We start from the raw sequence: 22393 nt of genomic DNA on the forward strand, positions 1-22393 counted from the left end.
AGCAGCCACATCAGCAGGAAGAACGCCATCATCGCCGTGACGAAATCGGCGTAGGCGATTTTCCAGGCGCCGCCGTGGTGGGCGTCGTGGTCCTCGCCTTTCTTGCGGCGCACGACGACGAGCGGTGCCGAGGCGGACTGTTTCGACGGGTTGGAGCGATTGTCGGCCATGGCGCCTCCGTTATGCCGGCCTGGGCGACTTCGTCGCGCGGACGGCCTCGTCGAGCTCCTTGAAGCTCGGGCGATCGGCCGTGAACAGCACCTTGCGGCCGAACTCCACCGCCACCGCCGGTGCGTAGCCGCTCATCGACGCGAGCAGCACGGCCTTCACGCACTGGAACGGCTTGGCCGCGGCACGGCCCTTCGCATTGAGCAGGTCCGCGAGCGGGCCGACGAAGCCGTATGCGAGCAGGATGCCGAGGAACGTGCCGACGAGCGCGCCCGCGATCATCTTGCCGAGCACGGCGGGCGGCGCACCGACCGAGCCCATCGTATGCACGACGCCCATCACCGCCGCGACGATGCCGAACGCCGGCAGGCCGTCTGCCATCTTCTGGATCGCATTCGCCGCGACGGACGCCTCCGCATGGTGCGTATGCAGTTCTTCGTCCATCAGGTCCTGCATCTCCAGCGCATTCACGTTGCCGCCCGACATCATCCGCAGATAGTCGACGATGAAGTCGAGCAGGTGATGGTCTTCGAGCACGTGCGAATACTTCTGGAACAGCGGGCTTTGTTCGGGCGCGTCGACGTCGGCCTCGAGCGCCATCATGCCGTCCTTGCGCGCCTTCTGCAGCAGCTCGTACAGCAGCGCGATCAGTTCGACGTACTGCTGTTTCGTATAGCCGCCGCCCTTGAAACAGGTCGGCAGGCTCTTGATCGTCTTCTTCAGCGTCGCGACCGGATTGCTGACGACGAACGCACCGAGCGCGGCGCCGAAAATGCACAGCAGTTCGAACGGTTGCAGCAAGGCCGGCAAGTGGCCGCCCACGCCGACAAAACTGCCGATCACCGATCCGATCACGACGATCCACCCGATGGCTACAAACATGATTACCTCTTGCGCGGCTCGCGCGGCTGCATCTGTTGTCGAAAACCGGGCGGGACGTCCGGCCATCCCGCTCCATGCCCGCGACGGCGCCGGATCGTTGCGTGTCGAATGCGATTCCGGCGGCCGTCCCGATGTATCGCGGCGCGACGCGGGTCGGCGGGTGTTGATGCAATAACGGCGGTCGCCGGGGCGACTGAACCCGTGATTCCACGTAGCGCGCGTGATTCACGCGTGGCACACGTTTGCGAGCGGCGGTATGCGCGATTTTCTTGATCGAAGTCAAAAATTGCGTGCCTTCGCGTGAATTTCCATCTGGATGCGGCCCGGAACACGGTGGCGGATGACACACCCATCGCGACGGAAGGCGCCGCGCGGAATGCCGGGGAATGCGGCGCGCGGCGCGTTCCCCGGCCGGCCGGGTTCGCGCGGCGGCAGGGTTTTCATCAGGACATCCGGGGCGCCGCACGATCCATCATGGAGAAAGCACCGTCGCAGCCAACCGCAGGAGGGCGCACCGTGACGTCCGATCCCACTTCATCGACCGCCTTCGTGTTCGCCGGCGGCGGCAGTCTCGGCGCGATCGAGGTCGGCATGCTTCGCGAGCTGGTCGCGAGCGGCGAACGGCCCGATTGCGTCGTCGGCGCGTCGGCGGGCGCGATCAACGCCGCCTATTTCGCCGGCCGGCCGGACGAGGACGGCGTCGCGATGCTCGCCGCGCTGTGGTGCCGGATCCGCCGCCAGGACATCATGCCGTTCTCGATGCGCAGCCTCGTCGCGATGCTGCTGCGCAACCGGCCGCATCTGGTCGAGGCCGATGCGCTGCGCCTGCTGCTGGAAAGGAACCTGCCGTACCGGCGGATCGAGCAGGCCGCGTTGCCGCTCCATATCGTCGCGACCGACGTGCTGAACGGCCGGGAAGTCGTGCTGTCCGCCGGCCCGGTCGTGGATGCCGTGCAGGCCAGCGCGGCGATTCCCGGCGTGTTTCCGTCGGTCAGCATCGGCGGCGTGGAACTCGTCGACGGCGGCGTCGCGAACAATACGCCGATCTCCGTTGCGATCGCGCTCGGCGTCAAGCGGATCGTCGTGCTGCCGGCCGGGTTCGCCTGCGCGTTGCGCGTACCGCCGCGCAGCGCGATCGCGCATGCGACGCACGCGCTGACACTCGTGATCGCACGGCAACTGGTGCGCGATCTGGAGTTGTACGGGGCACGCGCGCAAATCCACGTCGTGCCGCCGCTCTGTCCGCTCGACGTGTCGTCATACGATTACTCGCAGTGCGCGCAACTGATCGACAAGGCCGCGGAACGCACGCGTGCGTGGATCGACGCGGGCGGCCTCGCGCAGTGCGAGATTCCCGGCCAGCTGCGCGAGCACGACCATGCCGCCGTGCTGTCGCATTGAGGGTGGCTCACGCGCCTTGAAATCTCGTGATCGGCGCATGCCGAACACCCCGGCGCTCTCCCCGAAAATCCGCGAAGAACGAAAAAAAACGGCACCGTGCACGAGACACGGTGCCGCCAACGGCCTGAACGGCCGCACTGGTCAGTCGATCGCGCGCATCGCGTGGCGCAGTTCCTGATAGCTGCGCAGCCCCGCGACGCCGAGTTCGCGGCCGATTCCGCTGAGCCCGAACCCGCCCCAGCACACGTGCGGATAGATCAGCTGCGGTGCGTTGATCCACACGAGCCCCGCGCGTACGCGCTGCTGGAACTGCTTCGCGATACCGGCATCGCGCGTCACGACGGTCGCGACGAGCCCGTAGCGCGTGTCGTTCGCGAGCGCAATCGCTTCGTCGTCGGTGCGGAACGATTTCACGCACGCGACGGGGCCGAACACTTCGTCGGTCCACAGCGGGTTGTCGGCGGCCGGCTCGGCGATCACGACGGGCGCCATGAAGAAGCCCGCACCGCCGGCATCCGTCACCCGGCCGCTGAAGGCGACGCGTGCGCCCGCATCGATGCCGTGCTGGAGCATCGTTTCGACGCGCGTGCGCTGCGCGGCCGAGATCAGCGGCCCCATCGCGACCTGTTCCGCGGCGGGCGGCGCGACGACGAGCGCACGCACGGCCGTCTCGAACGCAGCCATGAAGCTGCGGTACACGCTGTCGTGCACGAGGATGCGCGCGGTGGCCGAGCACATCTGGCCCGCGTTCGTGAACGCGCCCGCAACCGCGAGCGACACCGCGACGTCGAGATCGGCGTCGTCGCGCACGATCAGCGACGACTTGCCGCCGAGTTCGAGCGTCACGCGCTTCATGTCGACGGCCGCGGCCTGCATGACCTTGCGGCCGGCCGCCGTGCTGCCGGTAAACGAAATCTTGTCGATCAGCGGATGCGCGGTCAGCGCCGCGCCGACCTCGGCGCCGCCGTTCACGACGTTGACGACGCCGGCCGGCAGCCCCGCCTGCTCGACGATCTCGAGCAGCGCGTGCTCGGTCGGCGACGTGAGTTCGGACGGCTTCAGCACGACCGCGCAGCCGGCCGCGAGCGCGGGCGCGAGCTTCCACGCGGTCGTGACCATCGGGAAGTTCCACGGCATGACGAGCACCGCGACGCCGACCGCGTCGTAAAAGCGTTCGGCCGTGACGGCGTCGCTCGGCAGCGCGACCGGTTCGGCCGCGAACAGCGCCGGGTCTTCGCACAGCTTCGCGTAGTACGCGAACGTGGCGGCAACGTCGCCGACATCGGCCTCGGCCTCGAACGGCGGCTTGCCGCTCACCTGCATCTGCAGCGCCGCCAGGCGGTCGCGCGATGCCTCGACGCGTTCGGCGATCGTCGCGAGCATCCGGCCGCGTTCGGCCGGCGGCGTGTCGCGCCAGCCGGCGAATGCGTCGCGCGCGGCACGCACCGCGGCGTCGACGTGCGCGGCCGTCGCGAATTCCTGCCAGCCGATCGCGTCGCCGGTCGACGCGTTGAAGATCGGCGCGCCGGCCTGGTCGGAATGCGTGTGCACGGACTGCCCGGCGATGCGCGCGGCGGGCAGCACGAACGTCGCGGCGGAAGGGGAAAGCTCGGCGGTAGACATGAGGTTCATCCTGTCGAGGTCGGTCGGGTTAGCGGTAGGCGACGCCCGGCATCACGCAGAGCATCTCGAACGCGAGGTTCGCGCCGGTGAGCGCGGTGGTGCCGGTCGGATCGTACGGCGGCGCGACTTCGACGAGATCCGCGCCGACGATGTTCAGGCCCTTCATGCCGCGGATGATTTCCAGGCCCTGCTGCACGGTGAGGCCGCCGATTTCCGGCGTGCCGGTGCCGGGCGCGAACGACGGGTCGAGGCCGTCGATGTCGAAGCTGAGATACACCGGCGTGTCGCCGACGCGTTCGCGCACCTGCGCCATCAGCGGCGCGAGCGACTTGTTCCAGCACTCCTCCGCCTGCACGACGGTGAAGCCCTGCTGGCGGCACCAGTCGAAATCGTCCGCGTGGTAGCCGGTGCCGCGCAGGCCGATCTGCGTGACCTTGTCGCATTGCAGCAGCCCGTCTTCCACCGCGCGGCGGAACGGCGTGCCGTGCGCGATCTTCTCGCCGAACATCGTGTCGTTCACGTCCGCGTGCGCGTCGACGTGGACGACGGCGACCTTGCCGTACTTCTTATGCAGCGCGCGCAGGATCGGCCACGCGATCGTGTGGTCGCCGCCGAGCGTGATCGGCCGGCAGCCGTTCGCGACGATCTCGTCGTATGCCTCTTCGATGCGGCGCACCGAGTCCTTCAGGTCGTACGGGTTGGTCGCGACGTCGCCGATGTCGGCCACCTGCAGCGAATCGAACGGTGCGGCGCGGGTGGCCATGTTGTACGGGCGCAGCAGCACGGATTCGGTGCGGATCTGGCGCGGGCCGAAGCGCGAGCCCGAGCGGTTCGACGTGCCGAGGTCGAGCGGCACGCCGACGAAGCACACGTCGAGGCCGTCGGTCGTCTCGGCTTGCGGCAGGCGCATCATCGTGGCGATGCCGCCGAAGCGCGGCATCTCGTTGCCGCCCATCGGTTGATTGAGTTCGCGGGGCATGGGGCCGTCTCCTTTATCTGAGGTCAAGCGATCGGCCGATGGTAGAGGAGAACGCCCGCGCGAAGATTTTGAAGTCGCAACGTTTACATCGACGGGGCTCGATGCAAGTGGCACCGCCGCATCGACGCGGCGCAACCGAACGCGGCCGCGCGGCCAGGTCAGGCCGGATCAGGTCGGATCAGGTCGGATCAGGTCGGCGCGAGAGGGCCGGCGCGAGAGGGCCGGCGGCGCGGCACCGTCGTGCGGACCGGCGGAAGGGAACGCGGTGGTCGCCGAACCCCATGCGGCGAGTTCGCGCTTCGTGCGCACGCCGAGCTTCGCGAACGCGCGCTTCACGTATGACTCGGCCGACGCGACGCGCACGCCGAGGATCTCCGCCGTTTCCGGCACGGTCTTGCCGGAAAGCAGGTGCTTGCAGGTTTCGTATTCGCGCTTCGACAGCTTCACGCCGTCGGCCGCGATGCGCGCGTCGAACTGCGCGAGCGGGTGGACTTCGGGCGTCGGGTGCGCAATGCGCCGCGCGGCCGTGGTCGACGCGTGCAGTTCGAGCAGCGGGAACAGCACGTCGCTGATGCTGCGAAAGCGGTTCATCTCGGCGAGCGTGAACGGCGGCCGGTCGCGGCCGCGCTCCAGCGCGATCGAATGCTGCGAATAACGCGTGCCGCGTGCGAGCACGCATTCGTGGCCGATCTGCACGTCGTCGAACAGCCGCTGGCGGAATTCGCCGGGCGGGATCGCCGCGATGTCGCGCACGACGAGCATCGTGCCCGTCTTGCCGCGCAGCCCCGCGAACAGCGGGTCGCTGTCGAGAAAACGCTCGTAGTAGAGCGTCATCACGTCGGAGACGTCGGCGCTCGCCGCGCCGATGCCGCTGCTGCCGATCCATTCGCATCGGTAGCCGGTGGGCATCGAGCCGTCGACGCGCGAGCGTTCGACGTGCGCGACGTCGAGCGGCACCACTTCATTGAGCAGTTGCGTGAGGCGCGGCACGAAGTGCGGCGTGCCGACCGTCTCGATCAGCTCGCCCAGCGCCTTGAACGACACGTTGAAGCGGTCGTTGTCGCGGTGGAAGGGGTTCACGTTGAGCAGCATGCGGTTCCCCGGTGAAAAGCCGGCGGATTGTAGCGTCGGCCACGCAAAACGTCATTAGGGGGAAATCCCGGCGGGTGTCCCGGCGACCTGCCCGGCCCCGGAAAACACCGCTTGTCCCCCCCGGAGGGGGGCATACCTGGGCAGTGTAAATGAGTAACTTTGTCTCTGCTTTTTTCAATCAAGAGACGAAAGACTCAGATGACCAAACTGATCAAGGACATCCTGCCGCTCGGCGCAGGCATCGGCGAATTCACGAAGCTCGACTTCGGGATGGACGAAAGCGACTGGCGCGCGGCGGAAGGCAAGAGCGGCAACTACCTCATCGGCTGGTGGGAAGGCAAGGTCGGCTCGGTGGAGTTTCCGGAAACCGCGGCCGACGAAGCGGTGTGGCTCGTCGAGGGCCGGATCGCGCTGACCGACGTCGAAGGCAACCGCAAGGAATTCACGCCGGGCCAGGGCTACCTGCTGCCGGCCGGCTTCGCGGGCCGCTGGGAGACGATCGAGGACGCGAAGAAGTTCTACGTGCTGCTCGAGAAGTCGTGATGGCCGAAGCCGCCGCCGTGGTGTCGTCGTCCGTGTGACGCGCGCCCGGCGGCGGTTTCGTTTCCGCGTGTGATGGCAGGGATCATGGAAATGGAAGTCAAGGCAAGAGAGACTGCACCGGCGCAGGCGCACGCATTGCGTGGCGCGCCGGTCGCATTGGGCGTCGAGGCGGCGCTCGAAAATACGAAGCTGTTCCCATACTGGCTCGACAACCCGGCCGCGCCGGCCACCGAGCCGGAACTTGTCGGCGACGTGACGGCCGACCTGCTGATCGTCGGCGGCGGCTTCACGGGGCTGTGGTCGGCCGTGCAGGCGAAGGAACAGATGCCGCACCTGAACGTGGTGCTGATCGAGGCCGGCAAGGTTGCGCACGGCGCATCGGGCCGCGCGGGCGGGATCATCTCGACGTCGGTGATGCACGGGCTGCCGAATGCGGTGCGCGTGTTCCCGAACGACATCGCGCAGCTCGAGGCGTTCGGCCATCACAACCTCGACGGCTTCGAGGAAACGCTGAAGCGTTACGACATCGACGCCGACATCGAATGGAACGGCGAGATGACGGTCGCGGTCGATCCCGGGCACATCGCGCACCTGAAGGGCGATTACGACCTGCATCGCGAGTACGGCCACGACGTCGTGCTGCTGAACCGCGACGAAACGCTCGAACAACTGAATTCACCGCTGTTCGCGGGCGCGCTGTGGTCGCGTAACCGCAGCGGCATCGTGCATCCGGCGAAGCTCGCGTGGGGGCTGAAGCGCGCGGCGCTGTCGCTCGGCGTGAAGCTGTACGAGCACACGCCGCTCGTGACCGTGACCGACGAAGGCAGCACCGTGTTCGTGAAGACGCCGAAGGGCAGCGTGCGCGCGCCGCGCGTCGTGTTCGGCAGCGGCACCGCGAAGGTCGGGATTCCCGACATCAACCGCCGCGTGATGCAGGTGCGCGACCACGTGCTCGCCACCGAGCCGCTCACCGACGAACAGCTCGCGCGGATCGGCTGGAAGAATCGCCAGGGCGTGTACGACACGCGCACGCAGCTCAACTATTTCCGCCTGACGAAGCACAACAACATCATCTTCGGCGGCCTGGTGAGCTATCACTTCGACGGCGATCCGGAACCGCATCAGGACGGCCAGCGCGAGACCTATTACCGGCTCGCGGAAGCGTTCTACCGCACCTTCCCGCAATTGAGCGACGTGCGCTTCTCGCATGCGTGGGGCGGGCCGATCGACTACTGCTCGCGCGGCTCGGTGTTCGCGAAGCGCTATCTCGGCGACAAGGCCGTGTTCGTCGCCGGCTATACGGGTTTCGGCGTCGCGGCGAGCCGGTTCGGCGCGTTCATGGGGCTGAACATCCTGTTCGATCGCGACAGCCCCGAGCGCAAGCTCGACATCGCGAACCAGAGCCCGAGCTACATCCCGCCCGAGCCGATGCGCTGGGTCGCCGCGAAGATCACGTTCCATGCGTTCGACGGCGCGGATGCGGAAGGCGGCTGGAAGCGCGCGTGGATCAGCGGCATCAAGGCGATGGGCTTCCCGATGTAAGCGACACGGCGGCCCGGGCCGGGCCGTCGCCATACCCCGCTCCCTCGAGGAGACGGTCCGCGCCGCGGACACGGAGAGAGACACCGAATGAACGTAGTGAACCTGCAGGACGAAGCGCGACAGGAAAGCGCGCCGTTCGTCGTCGTGATGCTGCTGCTCGGCATCCTCGGGCCGACGGTCTTCCTCGGCCTGCCCGCGATCGTCGGGCAGGTCGAACGCCATTGGGGCTTCGGCGAAGCGGCGCTCGGGCTGTCGAGCTTCATCGAGGTGCTCGGCGAATCGACGGGCACGCTGCTCGTCGCGTTCGTGCTCGGCCGCCAGCCGGTGCGGTGGGTGCTCGCGGGCGCGGTGACGCTCGCGGCCGGCGCGAACCTCGGCACGCTCGCGACGCACGGGCTCTTTGCCTATTCCGCGTTGCAGTTCATCGCGGGCGTCGGCTCGGGCGGGCTGAACGGGATCGCGCTGCGCTACCTGTCGTACTCGCGCGCGCCGGAACGCAATCTCGGGATCATGCTGATGGGGCAGGTGACGTGGAGCATGGTGCTGCTGGCCTACATCTTCCCGATGCTGAGCGACGCATGGGGCGCGCACGGCGTGTTCGGTTTCGTCGCATGCGTGCTCGGCGTATTCGTGCTCGCGACGCCGCTGTTTCGCCGGGGCGAGACGCTGGCCGCCCCGGCACCGGCCGGCGTCGCCGGCCGCATCGACCGCCGGGGCGCAATGCTCGTGCTGTGCGCGCAGCTCGCGCTGTACGGCGGCGTCGGCGTCGTGTGGACCTTCCTCGAGAAGATCGGCACCGCGGCGGGCCTGAGCGGCAGGTCGGTGTCGCTCGTGCTCGGCATCGCGAACATCGCGAGCCTCGTGATCTGCGCGGCGATGCCGAAGCTCGGCGCGGGCGCGGGCCTGCGCCGCTGGGCGCTCGTCAACCTCGGCGGCTGCGCGGTCGCGGCCGTGCTGCTCGCGATGCCGGCATCGGCCATGACGTTCACGCTCGGCGCGGTCGTGTTCATCGGCTGCTGGACCGGCGGCGCGCTGCTGATCTACGCGACGATTCCGCAGTACGACCTGGTCGGCAAGTCGGCCGCGCTGTCGCCGGGCTGCGTCGCGCTCGGCTATGGCGTCGGCTCGGTCGCGGGCGGCTCGCTGATCGAGCGCGCAGGCACGCAGTCGGCGCTGATCGCGGCGATCGTGCTGTGCGCGGTGGCGTTCCTGTGCTACCGGCGGCTGCGGCCGGCCGTGTTCGGCATGGAACGCGCGCTCGCGGTGGCACCTGAATGACGGTTTCGACGCGCGCCGCTGCCGATGGCGGCGCGCGTCCGGTCCGGTTCATCGGCGAAGGCGGCGGGCGTGACGCGTGATGCGCGTCGTGCCGGCCGGGCAACGCGCACACGCGCAGTGGCTTCAGGCATGTTCTCGAATACTTCCGATCTCGATCTCCGGCTCATCCGGGTCTTTCTGGCCGTCGTCGACGCACGCGGCATCACGGCCGCCGAGGCGTCGCTCGGCGTGCGCCAGTCGACCATCAGCACGCAGCTGTCGGCGCTCGAAGCGCGCGTCGGCTTCAAGCTGTGCGATCGCGGGCGCGGCGGCTTTCGCCTGACGTCGAAGGGCGAACGCTTCGCGGCCACCGCGCGCACGCTCGTCGCGGCGACCTCCGAATTCGTCGCGCGCGTGCGCGACATCGACCGCAAGCTGGTCGGCACGCTGTCGATCGGCCTGATCGGCCAGGCGCCGCTCGTCGAGAACGCGCGCGTGGCCGACGCGATCGGTGCATTCCGCAAGCGCGACCAGGCCGTCACGTTCGCGATGAAGGTCGCGTCGCCGCAGGAACTCGAGGAAAGCCTCGTCAACAACCAGCTCGATCTCGCGATCGGGTATTTCTGGCATCGCGTGCCCGGGCTGCTCTACACGCCGCTGTTCACCGAGCAGCAGGTGATCTACTGCGGGCGCGGGCATCCGCTGTTCCATGCGTCGCGGCCCGTGACGGCGGACGACCTGCAACTGCACGACTGGGTGTGGCGCACCTATCCGGTGCCGGAGGAGCAGTATCCGCTGCCCGAGCGACGCGTGACCGCGAGCGCGGACAGCATCGAGGCCGCGACGATCCTGATCCTGTCGGGCGGCCATCTCGGCTACCTGCCCGCGCACTACGCGGAGCCGTTCGAGCAGCGCGGGCTCGTGAAGGCCGTCGGCCGCGCGACGTTCAGCTTCGACGTGCCGCTGCATCTCGCGATGAAGCGCAGCACGAGCGACAAGCCGATCGTCGACGCGTTCTGCGAGGACCTGCTGCGCGCCTTCAACATCAAGGCGGCCGCGCTGGCCGCGTAAATCCAGGCCGCGCGTTCAGCAGTCGACCAGTACCCAGTCGAACAGCTCGCGGCGCGTGCGCACGCCGAGCTTCGCGAACGCGCGCTTCACGTACGACTCGGCCGTCGACAGCTTCACGTCGAGCTGCTGCGCGGCCTCGGGCACCGAGCGCCCGCACAGCATCAGCCGGCAGATCTCGTGCTCGCGGCGCGACAGCTGCACGTCCTGCCGTTCGAGGCGCGCATCGAAGCCCGCCTGCGACGCGGCATTCACCGACACCGCCGCCACGCGCCGTGCCGCACAGGTGCGCGCATGCAGCTCGAACATCGGGAACAGCAGGTCGACCATCTGCCGGAAGTGAAACAGCTCGTCCGTGGTGAACGCGGCGCGCCCGACCGTGCGCGCGAGCCCGAGCGCGTACTGCAGGTGCGCGTTGCCGTGCACGAGCAGGCATTCCTGCCCGATGCCGGGCTCGTCGAAGATCCGGCGGCGGAACTCGCCCTGCGCGATGCCGTCGACATGGCGCTGCACGAGCAGCGTGCCGGGCTTGCCGCGCAGCGGCGCGACCAGCGGATCGGCCTGGCAGTAGTCCTGGTAGTAGATGTCCATCACGCGCAGCGTATCGGCCGCGAAGCGCAGGCTGCCGCTGCCGAGCCATTCGACGACGAAACCCGACGTGCTGCCCGTGTCGGCGCGCCAGCGCTCGAGGTGCACGGCGTCGGCATCGATGCTGTCGTTGACGAACTCCGTGACCGCGCCGACGAAATCCGGCGTGCCGACCGCGCGCAGCGTCGCGCCGAGTGAATCGGGACGCACGCCGATCAGGTAGTGGCCGCGAGCGGCAGGGTCGGGCTGGAGAAGTCGCATGGTCGGACGAAGGCGGTCAGGGGACAGCGCGACGTTACGCGAACGCCGTGCACGCGTCAGCCGGGAATTCACCGGATCACCCCCACGGATTTCGTGCGTTGTCCCCAAAACGACGACAAGACCGTGCGTGCGGCGGCCGGAATTCGCGGAAGCCCCGGCGGCGGGGGGGCATACCGGCGCGAATCGTCTGCCTATAGTGAAAGCACTTCGAAAACCTGATGACCAGAAAGGACAGGCCATGCAGATGCAACCGACGCACGCCGCCACGACGCCGGCGGATTTCGTTCTGACCCACGCGAAGGTCTATACCGTCGATCCGCACAAGCCTTGGGCGCAGGCCGTCGCCGTGCGCGACGGCCGGATCGTTTACGTTGGCGACACCGCGGCCGTGCAGGCGTACGTCGGCGCGCAGACGAAGGTCGTCGACGCGGCCGGCCGGCTCGTGCTGCCGGGCTTCGTCGAATCGCACTGGCACTTCGAGACGACCGCGTTCGCGTTCCAGGCGTTCGTGAATTACGAGGATCCGCAGAAGGTGCTCGGCGCGCTGCGCGCGTATGTCGAATCGCATCCGGATGAGCCGGCGATCACCGGAATGGGCTGGGTGCAGGCGACGATTCCGCCCGCGCTGCTGCGCAAGGAGACGCTCGACGCGATCTGTGCGGATCGCCCCGTGTGCCTTCTGTCGACCGATTTCCATACGATGTGGGTGAACTCGAAGGCGCTGGAGATCGCCGGCATCGACGCGTCGACGCCGCCCGTGCAGGAAGGCGCGAGCTGGTTCGAGAAGGACGCGGCGACCGGCGAGCCGACCGGCCTGATCGTCGACGGCGCCGCGTATTCGTTGCTGATGCAGCGGATCAGCGCGGCCGGCCTGCTGCCGACCGGCATCGACCTGTACCTGAAATCGATCCCGCCGTGGCAGAAGAAGCTGTGCGCGGCCGGCGTGACGACCGTGTTCGACGCGGGCTTCTTCGACGCGAGCGGCGACCAGTCGCTGCTGTACGAGACGCTGCAGACGATGGAGCGCGCGGGCGACCTGAAGCTGCGGGTGGTCGGCAGCGTCGCGGTGATCGGCGAGATCGACGATCCGGTCGGCACGCTCGTCCGGTATCGCGAGCAGTACGATTCGCCGCTCGTGAAGGCGCGCGCATTGAAGCTGTTCCTCGACGGCACCGAGGCGAACCACACCGCGTACCTGCTCGAACCGTACGCGGACCGCCCGGACACCTGTGGAGCACCGACGATGCCGGCCGACACGTTCAACCGTTACCTGCTCGAAGCAGATCGCGCGAACGCGAACGTGATGGTCCATTGCGTCGGCGACGCCGCCGTGCGGATGGCGCTCGACGGCTTCGACGCGGTGAACCGCACGAACCCGCCGCGCGACCGCCGCCACGTGATCACGCACGCATTCCTCACGCATCCGGACGACATCCCGCGCTTTCGCCGCGCGGGCGTGATGGCGAACACGCAGCTGCAATGGGGTGTGGTCGACGCGTACACCGAGCAGCTGCGCGACCACTACGGCCACGAGCGCTGGAGCAGCATGTACAAGTTCCGCACGTTCCTCGACGAAGGCGTGACGGTGTCGATCGGCATGGACGGCCTCGCATGCCAGTGCCGCTGCCAGCACAAGCCGCTAGAACACATCGAGTCGGGCCATACGCGCCAGCTCGCGGGCGAGCCCGATGCGCCGGTGTTCCCGGACATCGCCGAGCGCCTGAGCATTCCGCAACTGATCGCCGCGTACACGATCCACGGCGCGTACCAGCTCGGGATGGAGCACGAGGTCGGCTCGCTGACGCCCGGCAAGCGCGCGGATCTCGTCGTGCTCGAGAACGACCTGTTCGAGGTCGGCCAGTACGACATCGGCCGCATCGACGTCGGGCTGACGATGATGGGCGGCCGCATCACGCACGTGGGCGACGATTTCGGCGCGCGCACGGGTATGCAGGCATGCTGAACGCGCATCCCGGCTGACGAAGCGGTGACTTAATATTTCGGTATGCTTTCGTTTTTTGCGGCTCGGCGCATCCGGCCGGAACCGGGTGCGCCGATTGTGCGGCGTGTCCCCCTATTGGCAGGGCAGACCGGCCAATTTCCTCTGGCTACATTTTTCCGGACCGAAGCACACACCCGTTCATCGAGAACGGACCATGATATCGACGGAGGAAACCATGGCAGGGGATTGGAGCAGGCATCTGGGAACGGCATGCGCGGCGCTCGCGCTGGGCGGCGTGCTGGGGGCAGGCGCGCCGGTTGCGCACGCGGCGGACGTCGTCAACGTGTACAACTGGGGCAACTCGATCGGCAAGGCGACGATCGCGAACTTCGAGAAGGCGACCGGCATCAAGGTCGTCTACCAGGAGTTCGATTCGAACGAGACGTTGCAGGCGAAGCTGCTGTCGGGCACGTCGGGTTACGACGTCGTCGTGCCGTCCGACATCTTCTGGGCGCGGCAGCTGCAGGCGGGCATCTTCCGCAAGATCGACAAGAGCCAGGTGCCGAACTACGGGCTGCTCGACCCGGAAATCCTGAAGGCGCTCGCGAAGGACGATCCGGGCAACCAGTACGGCATTCCGTGGACCTGGGGCACCGACGGGCTCGGGATGAACGTCGAGAAGGTGAAGGCCGCGCTCGGCAACGACGCGCCGCTCGACAGCTGGGCGCTGCTGTTCGATCCGAAGTATGCGCAGAAGCTGAAGCACTGCGGCGTGTCGGTGCTCGATTCGCCGGTCGATGCGTTCGGGATGGCGTTCGTCTACCTGAAGAAGGACCCGAACACGACGAACCCGGCCGACTACCAGGCCGCGTACGAGCTGCTGAAGTCGGTGCGCCCGTACATCACGCAGTTCAATTCGAGCAGCTACATCAACGATCTCGCGGGCGGCGACATCTGCCTCGCGCTCGGCTGGTCGGGCGACGTGAACTCCGCGCGGATCGCGGCCGCTTCCGCGAAGAAGCCGTATCACATCAAGTACGTGATCCCGACCGAGGGCAGCGCGATGTGGTTCGACATGATGGCCGTGCCGAAGGATGCACCGCACCCGGACGCCGCGCTGAAGTTCGTCAACTTCGTGCTGTCGGAGAAGGAGAGCGCGAACCTGACCAACGACACGTCGTACCCGTCGGCCGTGCCGTCGTCGAAGCGCCTCGTGCGCGCCGAAGTGACGAGCGATCCGGCCGTGTTCCCGCCCGCCGACGTGATCCGCAAGCTGAGCCTCAGCAAGCCGGTTCCGCCTGAGCTGATGCGTCTGCAGAACCGTCTCTGGACGAAGCTGAAGACCGAGTAAGCCGGCCGCCGCTTCCCCGATTCCCGCACACCTTTAGCGCGCCCCGCCGCTGATCGCGGCGGGCGGGGGCGCGCTCGTCCCGACGACCACCCAGAACATGAAACTCAAACACATGACGGCGCTGTGCCTGCTTGCGTTCGACGCGGCCACGGCATTCGCGCACACGCCGCAGGCGACCGATGCGAGCAGGATGAAGGCGCTGCAGGCGCAGGTCACCGCGCTGCAGCAGCAGGTGAACGAGTTGCGCGCGAGCATGCTGGCCGCGCAGGCGCCCGGCACCGCGACGGCCGCCAACGCAGCCGGCGCCGCCACCGCAACATCGAGCGGCGCAAGGATCGGTTCGATCAACACGGCCGCCGCCGCGCCGGCCGCCGATTCCGCACCGGCGTTCACGAACGACGACCTGCAGCAGATGCGCGAGCAGATCGCGAACGCGTCGCTGAAGGTCGACTCGCTGCAGGAAGCCGCGACGACCGGCCCGCTCGCGGGCCTGAGCATCACCGGCTACGTCGATCCCGTGTACCTGTTCAACCGCGCACAGCGCACGTCCGGGTTCCAGTTCCTGAACCACGATCCGGGCGCGTACGACTACTTCAACAGCACGATCGGCGACGTCTACCTCGACATCAAGAAGACCTTCGGCGTCGGCCCGATGGCACCGTCGGCGGAGGTCGTGATCCAGCCGAACCGGGGCTTCGGCAACGTGTTCAGCAATTCGCACGGCGGCGTCGGCAACAACATCGTCACGCAGGCCGTGGTGACCGTGCCCCTCAGCACGACGCGCACCTTCGAGATCGGGATGATGCCGAGCCTCGCCGGCTACGAGGTGCAGCCGTCGACCCAGATGCTGACGCTCACGCACGGGCTGCTGTACGACTTCAGCGAACCGGGCAACCTGATCGGCGTCGGCCTGAAGGGCTCCAACGCGGCGATGACGCGCTTCTGGCAGGTCGTGATCGGCAACGAGGTGCTGCGCACCGCCGGCGCGATCGCGAACGCGGCGAACAACACGACGAAGACCAACTGGACGCCGACGATCACCGCGCGGTTCGACAACGCGACGTCGACCGCCTTCGACTTCGGCATTTCCGCGATGCTCGGCCGGCAGTCGCTGTTCTCGCCGTGCGCGACGGCGGGCGGTTACGGCTACCAGTGCAACGGCTCGTCGCCGACCGGCCTCTACAAGTACGTGGAAGCCGACGTGACCTATACGCACGACAAGACGCAGGTCAACGCGCAGGTCGACTACGGCGAGCTGCAGAAGGGTGCGTGGAACGGCGGTACCGCACGCTGGTACGGGATGTCGCTGCTCGGCCATACGAAGTGGACGCAGGCGTGGGTCGGCCGCATGGGCGCGACGCTGCGTTTCGACTACCTGAACAACACGTCGAACGGCGGCGGCGGCACGAACATCCAGTACGGGCTCGCGGGCGGCAATCCGTCGGTGAACGGGTCGAGCGGCTTCGGCATCGATCCGGCGTGCTTCCAGGGTTCGTCGACGAACGGCACCGAGTGCAAGGGCGCGCAGCGTTACGCGATCACGGCCGACCTGCTGTTCTATCCGACGCAGCAGATCACCGTGAAGCTCGAGTATCGCCACGACGCGGCGAACCATCCGGTGTTCCTGAAGAGCAACGGCACGTACGCGCGCAGCAACGACCTGGCCGGGATGCAGTTCATCTATTCGTTCTGACCGTTCTGACGGGTCTCGCCGTTCCGGCCGGCCCGCATGCCGGTCGACCGGCTGCGCCATGCATCACGTTCCGGGCCGCGCTTGCCCGGAACGCATTCAACCCAGGAGATTTGACCTTGAAGCTGCACACCTTCGTGACCGACCTCACCGATCCGCACGAGCGCGGCCGCCTGATCGGCGCGCGTTTCGCCGCCGAGATTCGCGAGACGGTCGCGCTTTACCTCGCGTTCTTCCCGAAGCTCGGCATCGAGCCGCAGCGCGCGCGAGAGATCGGCGAAGCGAGCCTTGCCGCGCTCGGTGCGTGGTGCCCGCGGCTGGCCGCCGAAGTCGACGCGATCGCCGACGGCGTCGACCTGCCGCGCTGGCAGCTCGCGTGCCTGAACGCGCGCACCGAGATTCTCGCGACCGCGCCTGCGTCGGCCGAAGGCGAGTGCTCGACGACCGTCTACGCGCCGGCCGGCCCGCACGCGCCGCGCACGCTGCAGACGTGGGACTGGCACGACAGCCTCGCGCCGCAGGGGCTGCTGATGCGGTTCGCGACGCCGCACGGCCGCACCGTCAAGCTGTTCTCCGAGTTCGGGATGCTCGCGAAGCTCGGCGTGAACAGCGCGGGGCTCGGGCTGCACTTCAACATCCTGCATCACGCGAGCGACAACGACAGCGCCGGTGTGCCCGTGCATGCGATCGCGCGGCGCCTGCTGGAAGATGCGGCGACGGTGCAGGAGGCGATCGAACTCGCGCGCACCGCGCGCGTGAGCGCGTCCACGGTGCTGACCGTGTTCACGCGGCATGACGCGAACCCGCGCGCGGCGAGCATCGAGCTGAGCCCGTCGGGTGTCGCCGTGGTGGTGCCGCGTCCGGACGGCTGGCTGCTGCATACGAACCACTTCCTCGATCGCGCGCTGAGCGGCGGCGAGTGCATGCCCGACAGCTCGACCACGCGCGAACGCTTCGCGCACCTGAACGAAGTCGTGAACGGGATGACGAGCGCCGATGTGCGCGAGCGCGCGGCGGCAATGTGCGGTGCGGCCGGCGATCAGGCCGTCGTGTGTTTCCACGCCGATCCGTCGATGCCCGACACCGAGCGCTGGGAGACGCTGCTGACCGTCGGCATCGATACCGACGCGTGCGCACTCGACTACGTGGCGGGCAATCCGCACGATCTCGCGCGCGACGGGTTTCAGCGGTTCTGACGCGGTACGCGGGCGGCGGCAAGGCAGGGCGGCACGCGTGTGCCGCCCTCGCGAGGCTCATGCGTCGATGCGTTCGACCTTGCCGACGAGCAAACCGTATGACAGGCTGCCCGCGAGTGCCATCGCGGCGATGTAGGTGATCGCGCGCGAGAAGTCTGCGCCGTTCACGAGCAGCCCGATCACGATCGGCGTCGCGATCGCGGACAGGTTGCCGATAAGGTTGAACACGCCGCCCGTGAGGCCGATCAGCCGCGCGGGCGCGAGCCCCGACACGAGCGACCACGTGATCGACGCGAAGCCGTTGCCGAAGAACGCGATCGTCATGAACGCGATCACCCAGCCGGTCGACGTGACGTAGTTCGCGCCGATGATGCAGGTCGAGATCAGCAGCCCCGAGATGATCGGCAGCTTGCGCGCGAAGCCCTGCGACGCGCCGCGACGCATCAGCCAGTCCGACAGCACGCCCGAGCACAGCACGCCGACGAACGCGGCGAGGAACGGTAGCGACGCGAGGAAGCCCGACTTGATGAAGTCCATTCCGCGGTACTTGACGAGGTAGGTCGGGAACCACGTGAGGAAGAACCACAGCGTCGAGTTCAGCGCGAACTGGCCGAGGTAGATGCCCCACAGTTTGCGCCGGCCGAGCACGACGCCAAGGTCGCGCCACGTCGACGGTGCGCGTTCGGTGCGCGCCGCGATGCGGTCTTCGAGATCGACGAGGCCACCGCCGTCGCGGATCAGCGCGATCTCGGCCGCATTGACGCCGCGAAACGCGCGCGGCTCGCGATACACCGCATACCAGATCGCGGCCCATGCGATGCCGGCGAGGCCGGTCGTGACGAACACCATGTGCCAGCCCAGATGCACCTGCAGCCATGCGAGCACCGGCGTGAGGAACGCGAGGCCGACGAACTGGCCCGACGTGTAGCCGCCGATCGCGCTCGCGCGCTCGCGGGTCGGGAACCACGTCGTCACCACGCGGTTGTTGATCGGGTAGGCCGGCGCCTCGAGCGCGCCCACCGCGAGACGCAGCACGACCAGCCCGACGAACGAACCGGCGAAACCGAGCAGCAACGTCGCGGCCGACCACAGCGCGAGCGCGCCCGCATACAGCACGCGCGGCGACACCTTGTCGACGAGCCAGCCGCCCGGCACTTGCATCAGCGCGTAGGTCCAGCCGAACGCGGAAAACACGAGGCCCGCGCGCACGGGATCGATGTTCAGTGCCTTGAACAGCGCGGGCGCGGCGATCGACAGGTTGCTGCGGTCGAGATAGTTGATCACGACCGTGATGAACAGCAGCGCGAGGATCAGCAGGCGCTTGCGGCTGGGCGGTGCTGCCTGCGCGGCGGCCGCGCGGGCGGTTGAATCGGATGCGATGCCGGCGTGGGCGGGCAATCGATCCGGCGGGTTCGCGTGGGTGCGCGACGCGGATTGAGCCACGGTTGTCTCCTGTGTTCCATGCCCGGCCGTCGCCCGCGAGCGGGGCGGCCGAATCGAATGGCGTAGGGGAGAACGTTAGAGTCGCGGCGGGAAGCGCGTCAACATTTGGGCAGGTATCCCTATTAATGGGATGTTCGGCGTTCAATATGTGGGAAGCGTGGCGAATACGCGACCGCTTGCATCAGTTGCCCATCGCCTCCTTCGCACTGACCCAGCCCTGCACCGCGCCCGCATGTGGGTTGCGATACCGCACCTTCAGCCACTGGAAATCGGCGCTCGCGTCGATCACCTCCACCGTGTCGCCCGCGACGACATAACGGCGCGTGGGTGCATCGGACATCGCATCGTGCAGCGGCAGGCGTGCCGGGCGCACCTTGAACGTGACGGTGCCGCCGCCATAGGCGTCGGGGCGACGCGCGACACGCTTGCCTTGCGCGTCGGAGGTCAGCAGCATCGACGACGGGCCGTGGTCGGTGTCGAGCAGGTCGCGCAGGTCGTCCGGTATCGCTTCGCTCGACTGGTACAGGTACATCCTGCCGCTGCCGTCGAAGCGATACGCATCGGTGTACCAGATCGGGCCGCCGCGGCACGAGCTGTACAGCGTGCGCTCCTTCGGCTTCGCCTGGACGTTGACCAGCCCGTCGCAATTGCCGTGCGGCATGTCGCTCGCGGGCATCCGCAACGGCTCGAACTGCTGGCGCGCGGTGTCGTACAGGTAGATGCCGTAGCCATCGTTCACCATGCCGAGCGTGGCATGCATCGCAAGATCGCGGTGGCCGTCGAAGTTGTAGTCGTCCGACGCGAGGTGATAGCGGCCTTCTTCGTCGGCGGCGCTCACGTCGAGCGTCTGCGTCTTGCCGCTCGGCAGGAGGCGCACGGTAACGTGCTCGCTGTCCGCCCGTTCGACGCGGGCCGTGACGGTGTCGTCGACCTTGAACGTGAGCAGCGGTTTGGCCGCTTGCGCGGCGGGCGCGATCGATGCGCAGGCGACGAACAGCATGGAGCCGTGGAGCAGCGAACGCAGTCGTGAAGGGCGCGTCATGGTCGGATCAGGCATGAAGGGCGTGAATGAGGATGGAAGCGGCCGGCCAAGACTTCCGTTTGCCGCCAATGTATCGGCATCCGGCTCGTTCCGCGAGCGGGGCCGGCATGGCCGGACATTACCGGGTAGTCGCGATACCGGTACCTTTGCTTGTCTTGTTCGGGGCCGGCGCGATTGCAAGAATGTCCGTTCCATTCCTGCTTGCTGGTGAGGTGACGATGACGATAGTCAAGCCCGGTTTCGCCCTTTGCGTGGCGATGCTCGCTGCCGGTACGGCACGGGCGGGCGATTTCTCGATCGAAAGCGCGGAGCTTGCCGGCGGCGCGTTCGGTCGCGCGCAGGTATCGGACAGCTTCGGCTGTCACGGTCAAAACATTTCGCCATCCATACGGTGGAGCGGTGTTCCGGAAGGCACGCAAAGCTACCTGCTGACGATGTTCGATGCCGACGCACCGACGGGCTCCGGATTCTGGCACTGGGTCGTCGCCGACATACCGGCGTCGGCGCATGGCATCGCGCCCGGTTCGGGCAATGACGTTGCCGGACTGCCGGCGGGGGCCGTCCCGATGAAGAACGACACCGGCCATGTCGGCTATCTTGGCCCGTGCCCGCCGCAGGGCGACACCCATCGCTACGTCATTACGCTGACCGCGCTCAAGGTGGCGAAGCTGCCGGTCGAACCTGACGCGACGCCAGCGGTCGTCGGCTACACCGCTCACTACCAGGCCCTCGCGAAGGCGACGATGACGGTGCGGTTGAGCCGTTAACCGCGCGTGCTGTCGTCCTGAAACCCGCTTTTCCCCGCGAAGATCTCCTTCAGCGCGGCGTGCAGCGTGGCCGGATCGTACTGGCCGGGCGCGAGATGGATCACGTAACGCGTCTGGCCGTCGAGTCGCGCGGCGATGCCGGGTTCGATCTCGATGTCGATCGTGTCGTCCGTCAGCGTCACCGACAGATCCTTGACGCGCCAGATGATCTGGTCGCGCACCATCACTTCGATCAGCGTGTCGTCCGGAAAGCGCGACAGCGCGAAGCAATAGTCCTGCTCGGCGTCGTGACAGTAGATGTTGGCGAAGCTTTCGTCGTCGTCGAGGTCGGACGTCGCCGCGCCGACGGTAGCGTGAAGTTCCATGAACGGGGTTCCTGCGTAAGGATGGTAGGGGTTATCGGTTCGAATGAAGGGCGGTTCCGGCCGCTGCTGCCGCGCCGGGCGTCACGCCGGTATCGCACGTCGCATCGGCATCGCGCGCCTTCAGCCATAGCCCGAATTCGCGCATGACCTCGACGACGGGCCGCAGCCGGTCGCCGTCGGCGCTCAGGTCGTACTCGACCCGCACCGGCACCTCCGGATAGACGGTGCGCCGCACGAGCCCGGCATCTTCGAGTGCGCGCAGGTCGAGCGTCAGCATGCGCTGCGAGATGCCGGGCATGTCGCGGCGCAGGTCGCTGAAGCGTCGCGGCCCGTCGAGCAGATACGACACGAGTAGCAGCCGCCAGCGGCCGCCGAGCAGGCGCATCGCTTCTTCAACGGAACATCCGGTCGCACTCGTTTTCATCGTGCTGAATCCTGGTCGGTAAATTTTTTGTGACTACGGCACAAACGACTGCCGTCTTCCCGGCGATGCGCCGATGCGAGATATTAGCGCCCGCGTCGCGGCGAATCGATACATGGACAACCCACGAAGGAAACGCATGAAGCTCTATCACGCACCTGGAAGCTGTTCGCAGGCCATCTGCATCGTGCTGCGCGAAGGCGGCATCGACGCGGAGATCATCAAGGTCGACGCACGCAAGCACGTCATTGAAGACGGGCGCAATTACTACGATGTGAACGAACTCGGCTACGTGCCGCTGCTCGAACTCGACGACGGCACGCTGCTGCGCGAAGGCCCGGTGATCGCGCAGTATCTCGCGGATCTGTGCCCGGAAGCCGCGCTTGCGCCCAAGTACGGGACGCTCGCGCGCTACCGGTTGATGGAATGGCTCAATTTTCTCGGCACCGAGATCCACAAGGGGTTCATTCCGCTGCTGTATGCGGTACAGGCGGGGAAATACGTCGATCCGGCGAGAACGAAGCTCGACAGCCGTTTTGCATGGATCGACCGCCAGCTCGACGGCAACGCATACTTGACCGGCGACACGTTCACCGTTGCCGATGCCTACCTGTTCGCGCTGACCGGCTGGGGCAAGGCCGACTGGATGCGGTCGGTGTACAACGCGGATATCGACCTGACCCGGTATGGGCATCTGCGTGCGTGGTACGAGCGGGTGCGTGCGCGGCCGGCGGTGCGCGCCGTGCTGGAGGCCGACGCGCTGGCGCGGTAG

At 67.6% G+C, this 22393-nt stretch carries 22 protein-coding genes; 11 read left to right on the forward strand and 11 right to left on the reverse strand.

All coding sequences use genetic code 11. The annotated features are described in order from the left end of the window. From VK92_RS22110 to VK92_RS41955, 3 genes are all read right to left on the reverse strand, one after another. A partial coding sequence (locus VK92_RS22110; RefSeq protein ID WP_048024587.1) for a flagellar motor protein MotB occupies nt 1-170 on the reverse strand: 170 nt, incomplete at its 3' end. A 10-nt stretch (nt 171-180) separates the two neighbouring features. Continuing rightward, a complete protein-coding gene (gene motA, locus VK92_RS22115) occupies nt 181-1050 on the reverse strand; it encodes a flagellar motor stator protein MotA (protein WP_048024585.1) in 870 nt (289 codons plus the stop codon). A gap of 279 nt (nt 1051-1329) precedes the next feature. Then, entirely contained in the window at nt 1330-1494 is a 165-nt protein-coding gene (locus VK92_RS41955) for a hypothetical protein (protein WP_156187231.1), read from the reverse strand. Between the two features lie 72 nt (nt 1495-1566). On the opposite strand from VK92_RS41955, the gene VK92_RS22120 reads away from it, so the two are divergent. Continuing rightward, nucleotides 1567-2451, forward strand: a complete 885-nt coding sequence (locus VK92_RS22120) for a patatin-like phospholipase family protein (protein WP_021159964.1) — start codon at nt 1567-1569, stop codon at nt 2449-2451. A gap of 141 nt (nt 2452-2592) precedes the next feature. On the opposite strand, the gene VK92_RS22125 is transcribed toward VK92_RS22120, so the two are convergent. The 3 genes from VK92_RS22125 to VK92_RS22135 all read right to left on the reverse strand — a co-directional run bounded on the left by VK92_RS22125 (nt 2593) and on the right by VK92_RS22135 (nt 6145). Continuing rightward, nucleotides 2593-4074 (reverse strand): aldehyde dehydrogenase family protein, encoded by a 1482-nt coding sequence (locus tag VK92_RS22125; protein ID WP_048024604.1) that lies wholly within the window; start codon nt 4072-4074, stop codon nt 2593-2595. A 28-nt stretch (nt 4075-4102) separates the two neighbouring features. Beyond that, on the reverse strand, nt 4103-5053 hold the full coding sequence (gene speB / locus VK92_RS22130; RefSeq protein ID WP_048024584.1) for an agmatinase: 951 nt from the start codon (nt 5051-5053) through the stop codon (nt 4103-4105). 168 nt (nt 5054-5221) lie between these two features. Next, on the reverse strand, nt 5222-6145 hold the full coding sequence (locus tag VK92_RS22135) for a helix-turn-helix transcriptional regulator (RefSeq protein WP_048024582.1): 924 nt from the start codon (nt 6143-6145) through the stop codon (nt 5222-5224). A gap of 198 nt (nt 6146-6343) precedes the next feature. Between VK92_RS22135 and VK92_RS22140 the strand changes: the two genes are divergently transcribed. From VK92_RS22140 to VK92_RS22155, 4 genes are all read left to right on the forward strand, one after another. Further along, the gene (locus VK92_RS22140; RefSeq protein ID WP_027789860.1) at nt 6344-6688 is read left to right on the forward strand and encodes a cupin domain-containing protein; all 345 of its coding nucleotides are present in this window, start codon (nt 6344-6346) and stop codon (nt 6686-6688) included. An 84-nt stretch (nt 6689-6772) separates the two neighbouring features. Next, nucleotides 6773-8230: an NAD(P)/FAD-dependent oxidoreductase gene (locus VK92_RS22145; RefSeq protein ID WP_082160875.1), complete on the forward strand. Its 1458-nt coding sequence runs from the start codon at nt 6773-6775 to the stop codon at nt 8228-8230. 87 nt (nt 8231-8317) lie between these two features. Then, a complete protein-coding gene (locus VK92_RS22150) occupies nt 8318-9508 on the forward strand; it encodes an MFS transporter (RefSeq protein ID WP_048024579.1) in 1191 nt (396 codons plus the stop codon). 129 nt (nt 9509-9637) lie between these two features. Next, nucleotides 9638-10558 carry a LysR family transcriptional regulator gene (locus tag VK92_RS22155; RefSeq protein WP_042975417.1) on the forward strand — a complete coding sequence of 307 codons (921 nt, stop codon included), beginning with the start codon at nt 9638-9640 and terminating at the stop codon, nt 10556-10558. A 15-nt stretch (nt 10559-10573) separates the two neighbouring features. Here the strand turns inward: VK92_RS22155 and VK92_RS22160 are convergent, their stop codons facing one another. Further along, on the reverse strand, nt 10574-11404 hold the full coding sequence (locus VK92_RS22160; RefSeq protein ID WP_042975384.1) for a helix-turn-helix transcriptional regulator: 831 nt from the start codon (nt 11402-11404) through the stop codon (nt 10574-10576). A gap of 238 nt (nt 11405-11642) precedes the next feature. Here VK92_RS22160 and VK92_RS22165 point away from each other — a divergent pair, with 238 nt between their 5' ends. The 4 genes from VK92_RS22165 to VK92_RS22180 all read left to right on the forward strand — a co-directional run bounded on the left by VK92_RS22165 (nt 11643) and on the right by VK92_RS22180 (nt 17583). Next, on the forward strand, nt 11643-13367 hold the full coding sequence (locus tag VK92_RS22165) for an amidohydrolase (RefSeq protein WP_048024577.1): 1725 nt from the start codon (nt 11643-11645) through the stop codon (nt 13365-13367). 214 nt (nt 13368-13581) lie between these two features. Beyond that, nucleotides 13582-14697 (forward strand): polyamine ABC transporter substrate-binding protein, encoded by a 1116-nt coding sequence (locus VK92_RS22170; RefSeq protein WP_048024576.1) that lies wholly within the window; start codon nt 13582-13584, stop codon nt 14695-14697. Between the two features lie 97 nt (nt 14698-14794). Further along, nucleotides 14795-16390 (forward strand): DUF3138 family protein, encoded by a 1596-nt coding sequence (locus tag VK92_RS22175; protein WP_048024575.1) that lies wholly within the window; start codon nt 14795-14797, stop codon nt 16388-16390. Nucleotides 16391-16506: 116 nt separating this feature from the next. Then, nucleotides 16507-17583, forward strand: a complete 1077-nt coding sequence (locus tag VK92_RS22180; protein WP_048024574.1) for a C45 family autoproteolytic acyltransferase/hydolase — start codon at nt 16507-16509, stop codon at nt 17581-17583. 57 nt (nt 17584-17640) lie between these two features. On the opposite strand, the gene VK92_RS22185 is transcribed toward VK92_RS22180, so the two are convergent. Beyond that, nucleotides 17641-19026 (reverse strand): MFS transporter, encoded by a 1386-nt coding sequence (locus tag VK92_RS22185; protein WP_048024573.1) that lies wholly within the window; start codon nt 19024-19026, stop codon nt 17641-17643. Nucleotides 19027-19207: 181 nt separating this feature from the next. Then, entirely contained in the window at nt 19208-20068 is an 861-nt protein-coding gene (locus VK92_RS22190; RefSeq protein ID WP_048024571.1) for an XAC2610-related protein, read from the reverse strand. Nucleotides 20069-20175: 107 nt separating this feature from the next. Here VK92_RS22190 and VK92_RS22195 point away from each other — a divergent pair, with 107 nt between their 5' ends. Next, nucleotides 20176-20835, forward strand: a complete 660-nt coding sequence (locus VK92_RS22195; protein WP_230946752.1) for a YbhB/YbcL family Raf kinase inhibitor-like protein — start codon at nt 20176-20178, stop codon at nt 20833-20835. Here the strand turns inward: VK92_RS22195 and VK92_RS22200 are convergent. Then, nucleotides 20832-21200: a hypothetical protein gene (locus tag VK92_RS22200; RefSeq protein ID WP_048024569.1), complete on the reverse strand. Its 369-nt coding sequence runs from the start codon at nt 21198-21200 to the stop codon at nt 20832-20834. The genes VK92_RS22195 and VK92_RS22200 overlap by 4 nt on opposite strands. Nucleotides 21201-21231: 31 nt before the next feature. Then, nucleotides 21232-21624: a winged helix-turn-helix transcriptional regulator gene (locus VK92_RS22205; RefSeq protein ID WP_048024567.1), complete on the reverse strand. Its 393-nt coding sequence runs from the start codon at nt 21622-21624 to the stop codon at nt 21232-21234. 136 nt (nt 21625-21760) lie between these two features. Between VK92_RS22205 and gstA the strand changes: the two genes are divergently transcribed. After that, entirely contained in the window at nt 21761-22393 is a 633-nt protein-coding gene (gstA, locus tag VK92_RS22210) for a glutathione transferase GstA (protein ID WP_048024564.1), read from the forward strand.

It is taken from the genome of Burkholderia sp. LK4 (assembly GCF_001043615.1).
GTDB classification, from domain to species: Bacteria; Pseudomonadota; Gammaproteobacteria; order Burkholderiales; family Burkholderiaceae; genus Burkholderia; species Burkholderia cepacia.

What these genes read in the sequence shown, in the direction of transcription:
- motA (WP_048024585.1), bottom strand. Translation starts at nt 1,050, where the DNA reads ATGTTTGTAGCCATCGGGTGGATCGTCGTGATCGGATCGGTGATCGGC.
- VK92_RS41955 (WP_156187231.1), bottom strand. Translation starts at nt 1,494, where the DNA reads ATGAAAACCCTGCCGCCGCGCGAACCCGGCCGGCCGGGGAACGCGCCG.
- VK92_RS22125 (WP_048024604.1), bottom strand. Translation starts at nt 4,074, where the DNA reads ATGTCTACCGCCGAGCTTTCCCCTTCCGCCGCGACGTTCGTGCTGCCC.
- speB (WP_048024584.1), bottom strand. Translation starts at nt 5,053, where the DNA reads ATGCCCCGCGAACTCAATCAACCGATGGGCGGCAACGAGATGCCGCGC.
- VK92_RS22135 (WP_048024582.1), bottom strand. Translation starts at nt 6,145, where the DNA reads ATGCTGCTCAACGTGAACCCCTTCCACCGCGACAACGACCGCTTCAAC.
- VK92_RS22140 (WP_027789860.1), top strand. Translation starts at nt 6,344, where the DNA reads ATGACCAAACTGATCAAGGACATCCTGCCGCTCGGCGCAGGCATCGGC.
- VK92_RS22145 (WP_082160875.1), top strand. Translation starts at nt 6,773, where the DNA reads ATGGAAATGGAAGTCAAGGCAAGAGAGACTGCACCGGCGCAGGCGCAC.
- VK92_RS22150 (WP_048024579.1), top strand. Translation starts at nt 8,318, where the DNA reads ATGAACGTAGTGAACCTGCAGGACGAAGCGCGACAGGAAAGCGCGCCG.
- VK92_RS22155 (WP_042975417.1), top strand. Translation starts at nt 9,638, where the DNA reads ATGTTCTCGAATACTTCCGATCTCGATCTCCGGCTCATCCGGGTCTTT.
- VK92_RS22160 (WP_042975384.1), bottom strand. Translation starts at nt 11,404, where the DNA reads ATGCGACTTCTCCAGCCCGACCCTGCCGCTCGCGGCCACTACCTGATC.
- VK92_RS22165 (WP_048024577.1), top strand. Translation starts at nt 11,643, where the DNA reads ATGCAGATGCAACCGACGCACGCCGCCACGACGCCGGCGGATTTCGTT.
- VK92_RS22170 (WP_048024576.1), top strand. Translation starts at nt 13,582, where the DNA reads ATGGCAGGGGATTGGAGCAGGCATCTGGGAACGGCATGCGCGGCGCTC.
- VK92_RS22175 (WP_048024575.1), top strand. Translation starts at nt 14,795, where the DNA reads ATGAAACTCAAACACATGACGGCGCTGTGCCTGCTTGCGTTCGACGCG.
- VK92_RS22190 (WP_048024571.1), bottom strand. Translation starts at nt 20,068, where the DNA reads ATGACGCGCCCTTCACGACTGCGTTCGCTGCTCCACGGCTCCATGCTG.
- VK92_RS22195 (WP_230946752.1), top strand. Translation starts at nt 20,176, where the DNA reads ATGGCCGGACATTACCGGGTAGTCGCGATACCGGTACCTTTGCTTGTC.
- VK92_RS22200 (WP_048024569.1), bottom strand. Translation starts at nt 21,200, where the DNA reads ATGGAACTTCACGCTACCGTCGGCGCGGCGACGTCCGACCTCGACGAC.
- VK92_RS22205 (WP_048024567.1), bottom strand. Translation starts at nt 21,624, where the DNA reads ATGAAAACGAGTGCGACCGGATGTTCCGTTGAAGAAGCGATGCGCCTG.
- gstA (WP_048024564.1), top strand. Translation starts at nt 21,761, where the DNA reads ATGAAGCTCTATCACGCACCTGGAAGCTGTTCGCAGGCCATCTGCATC.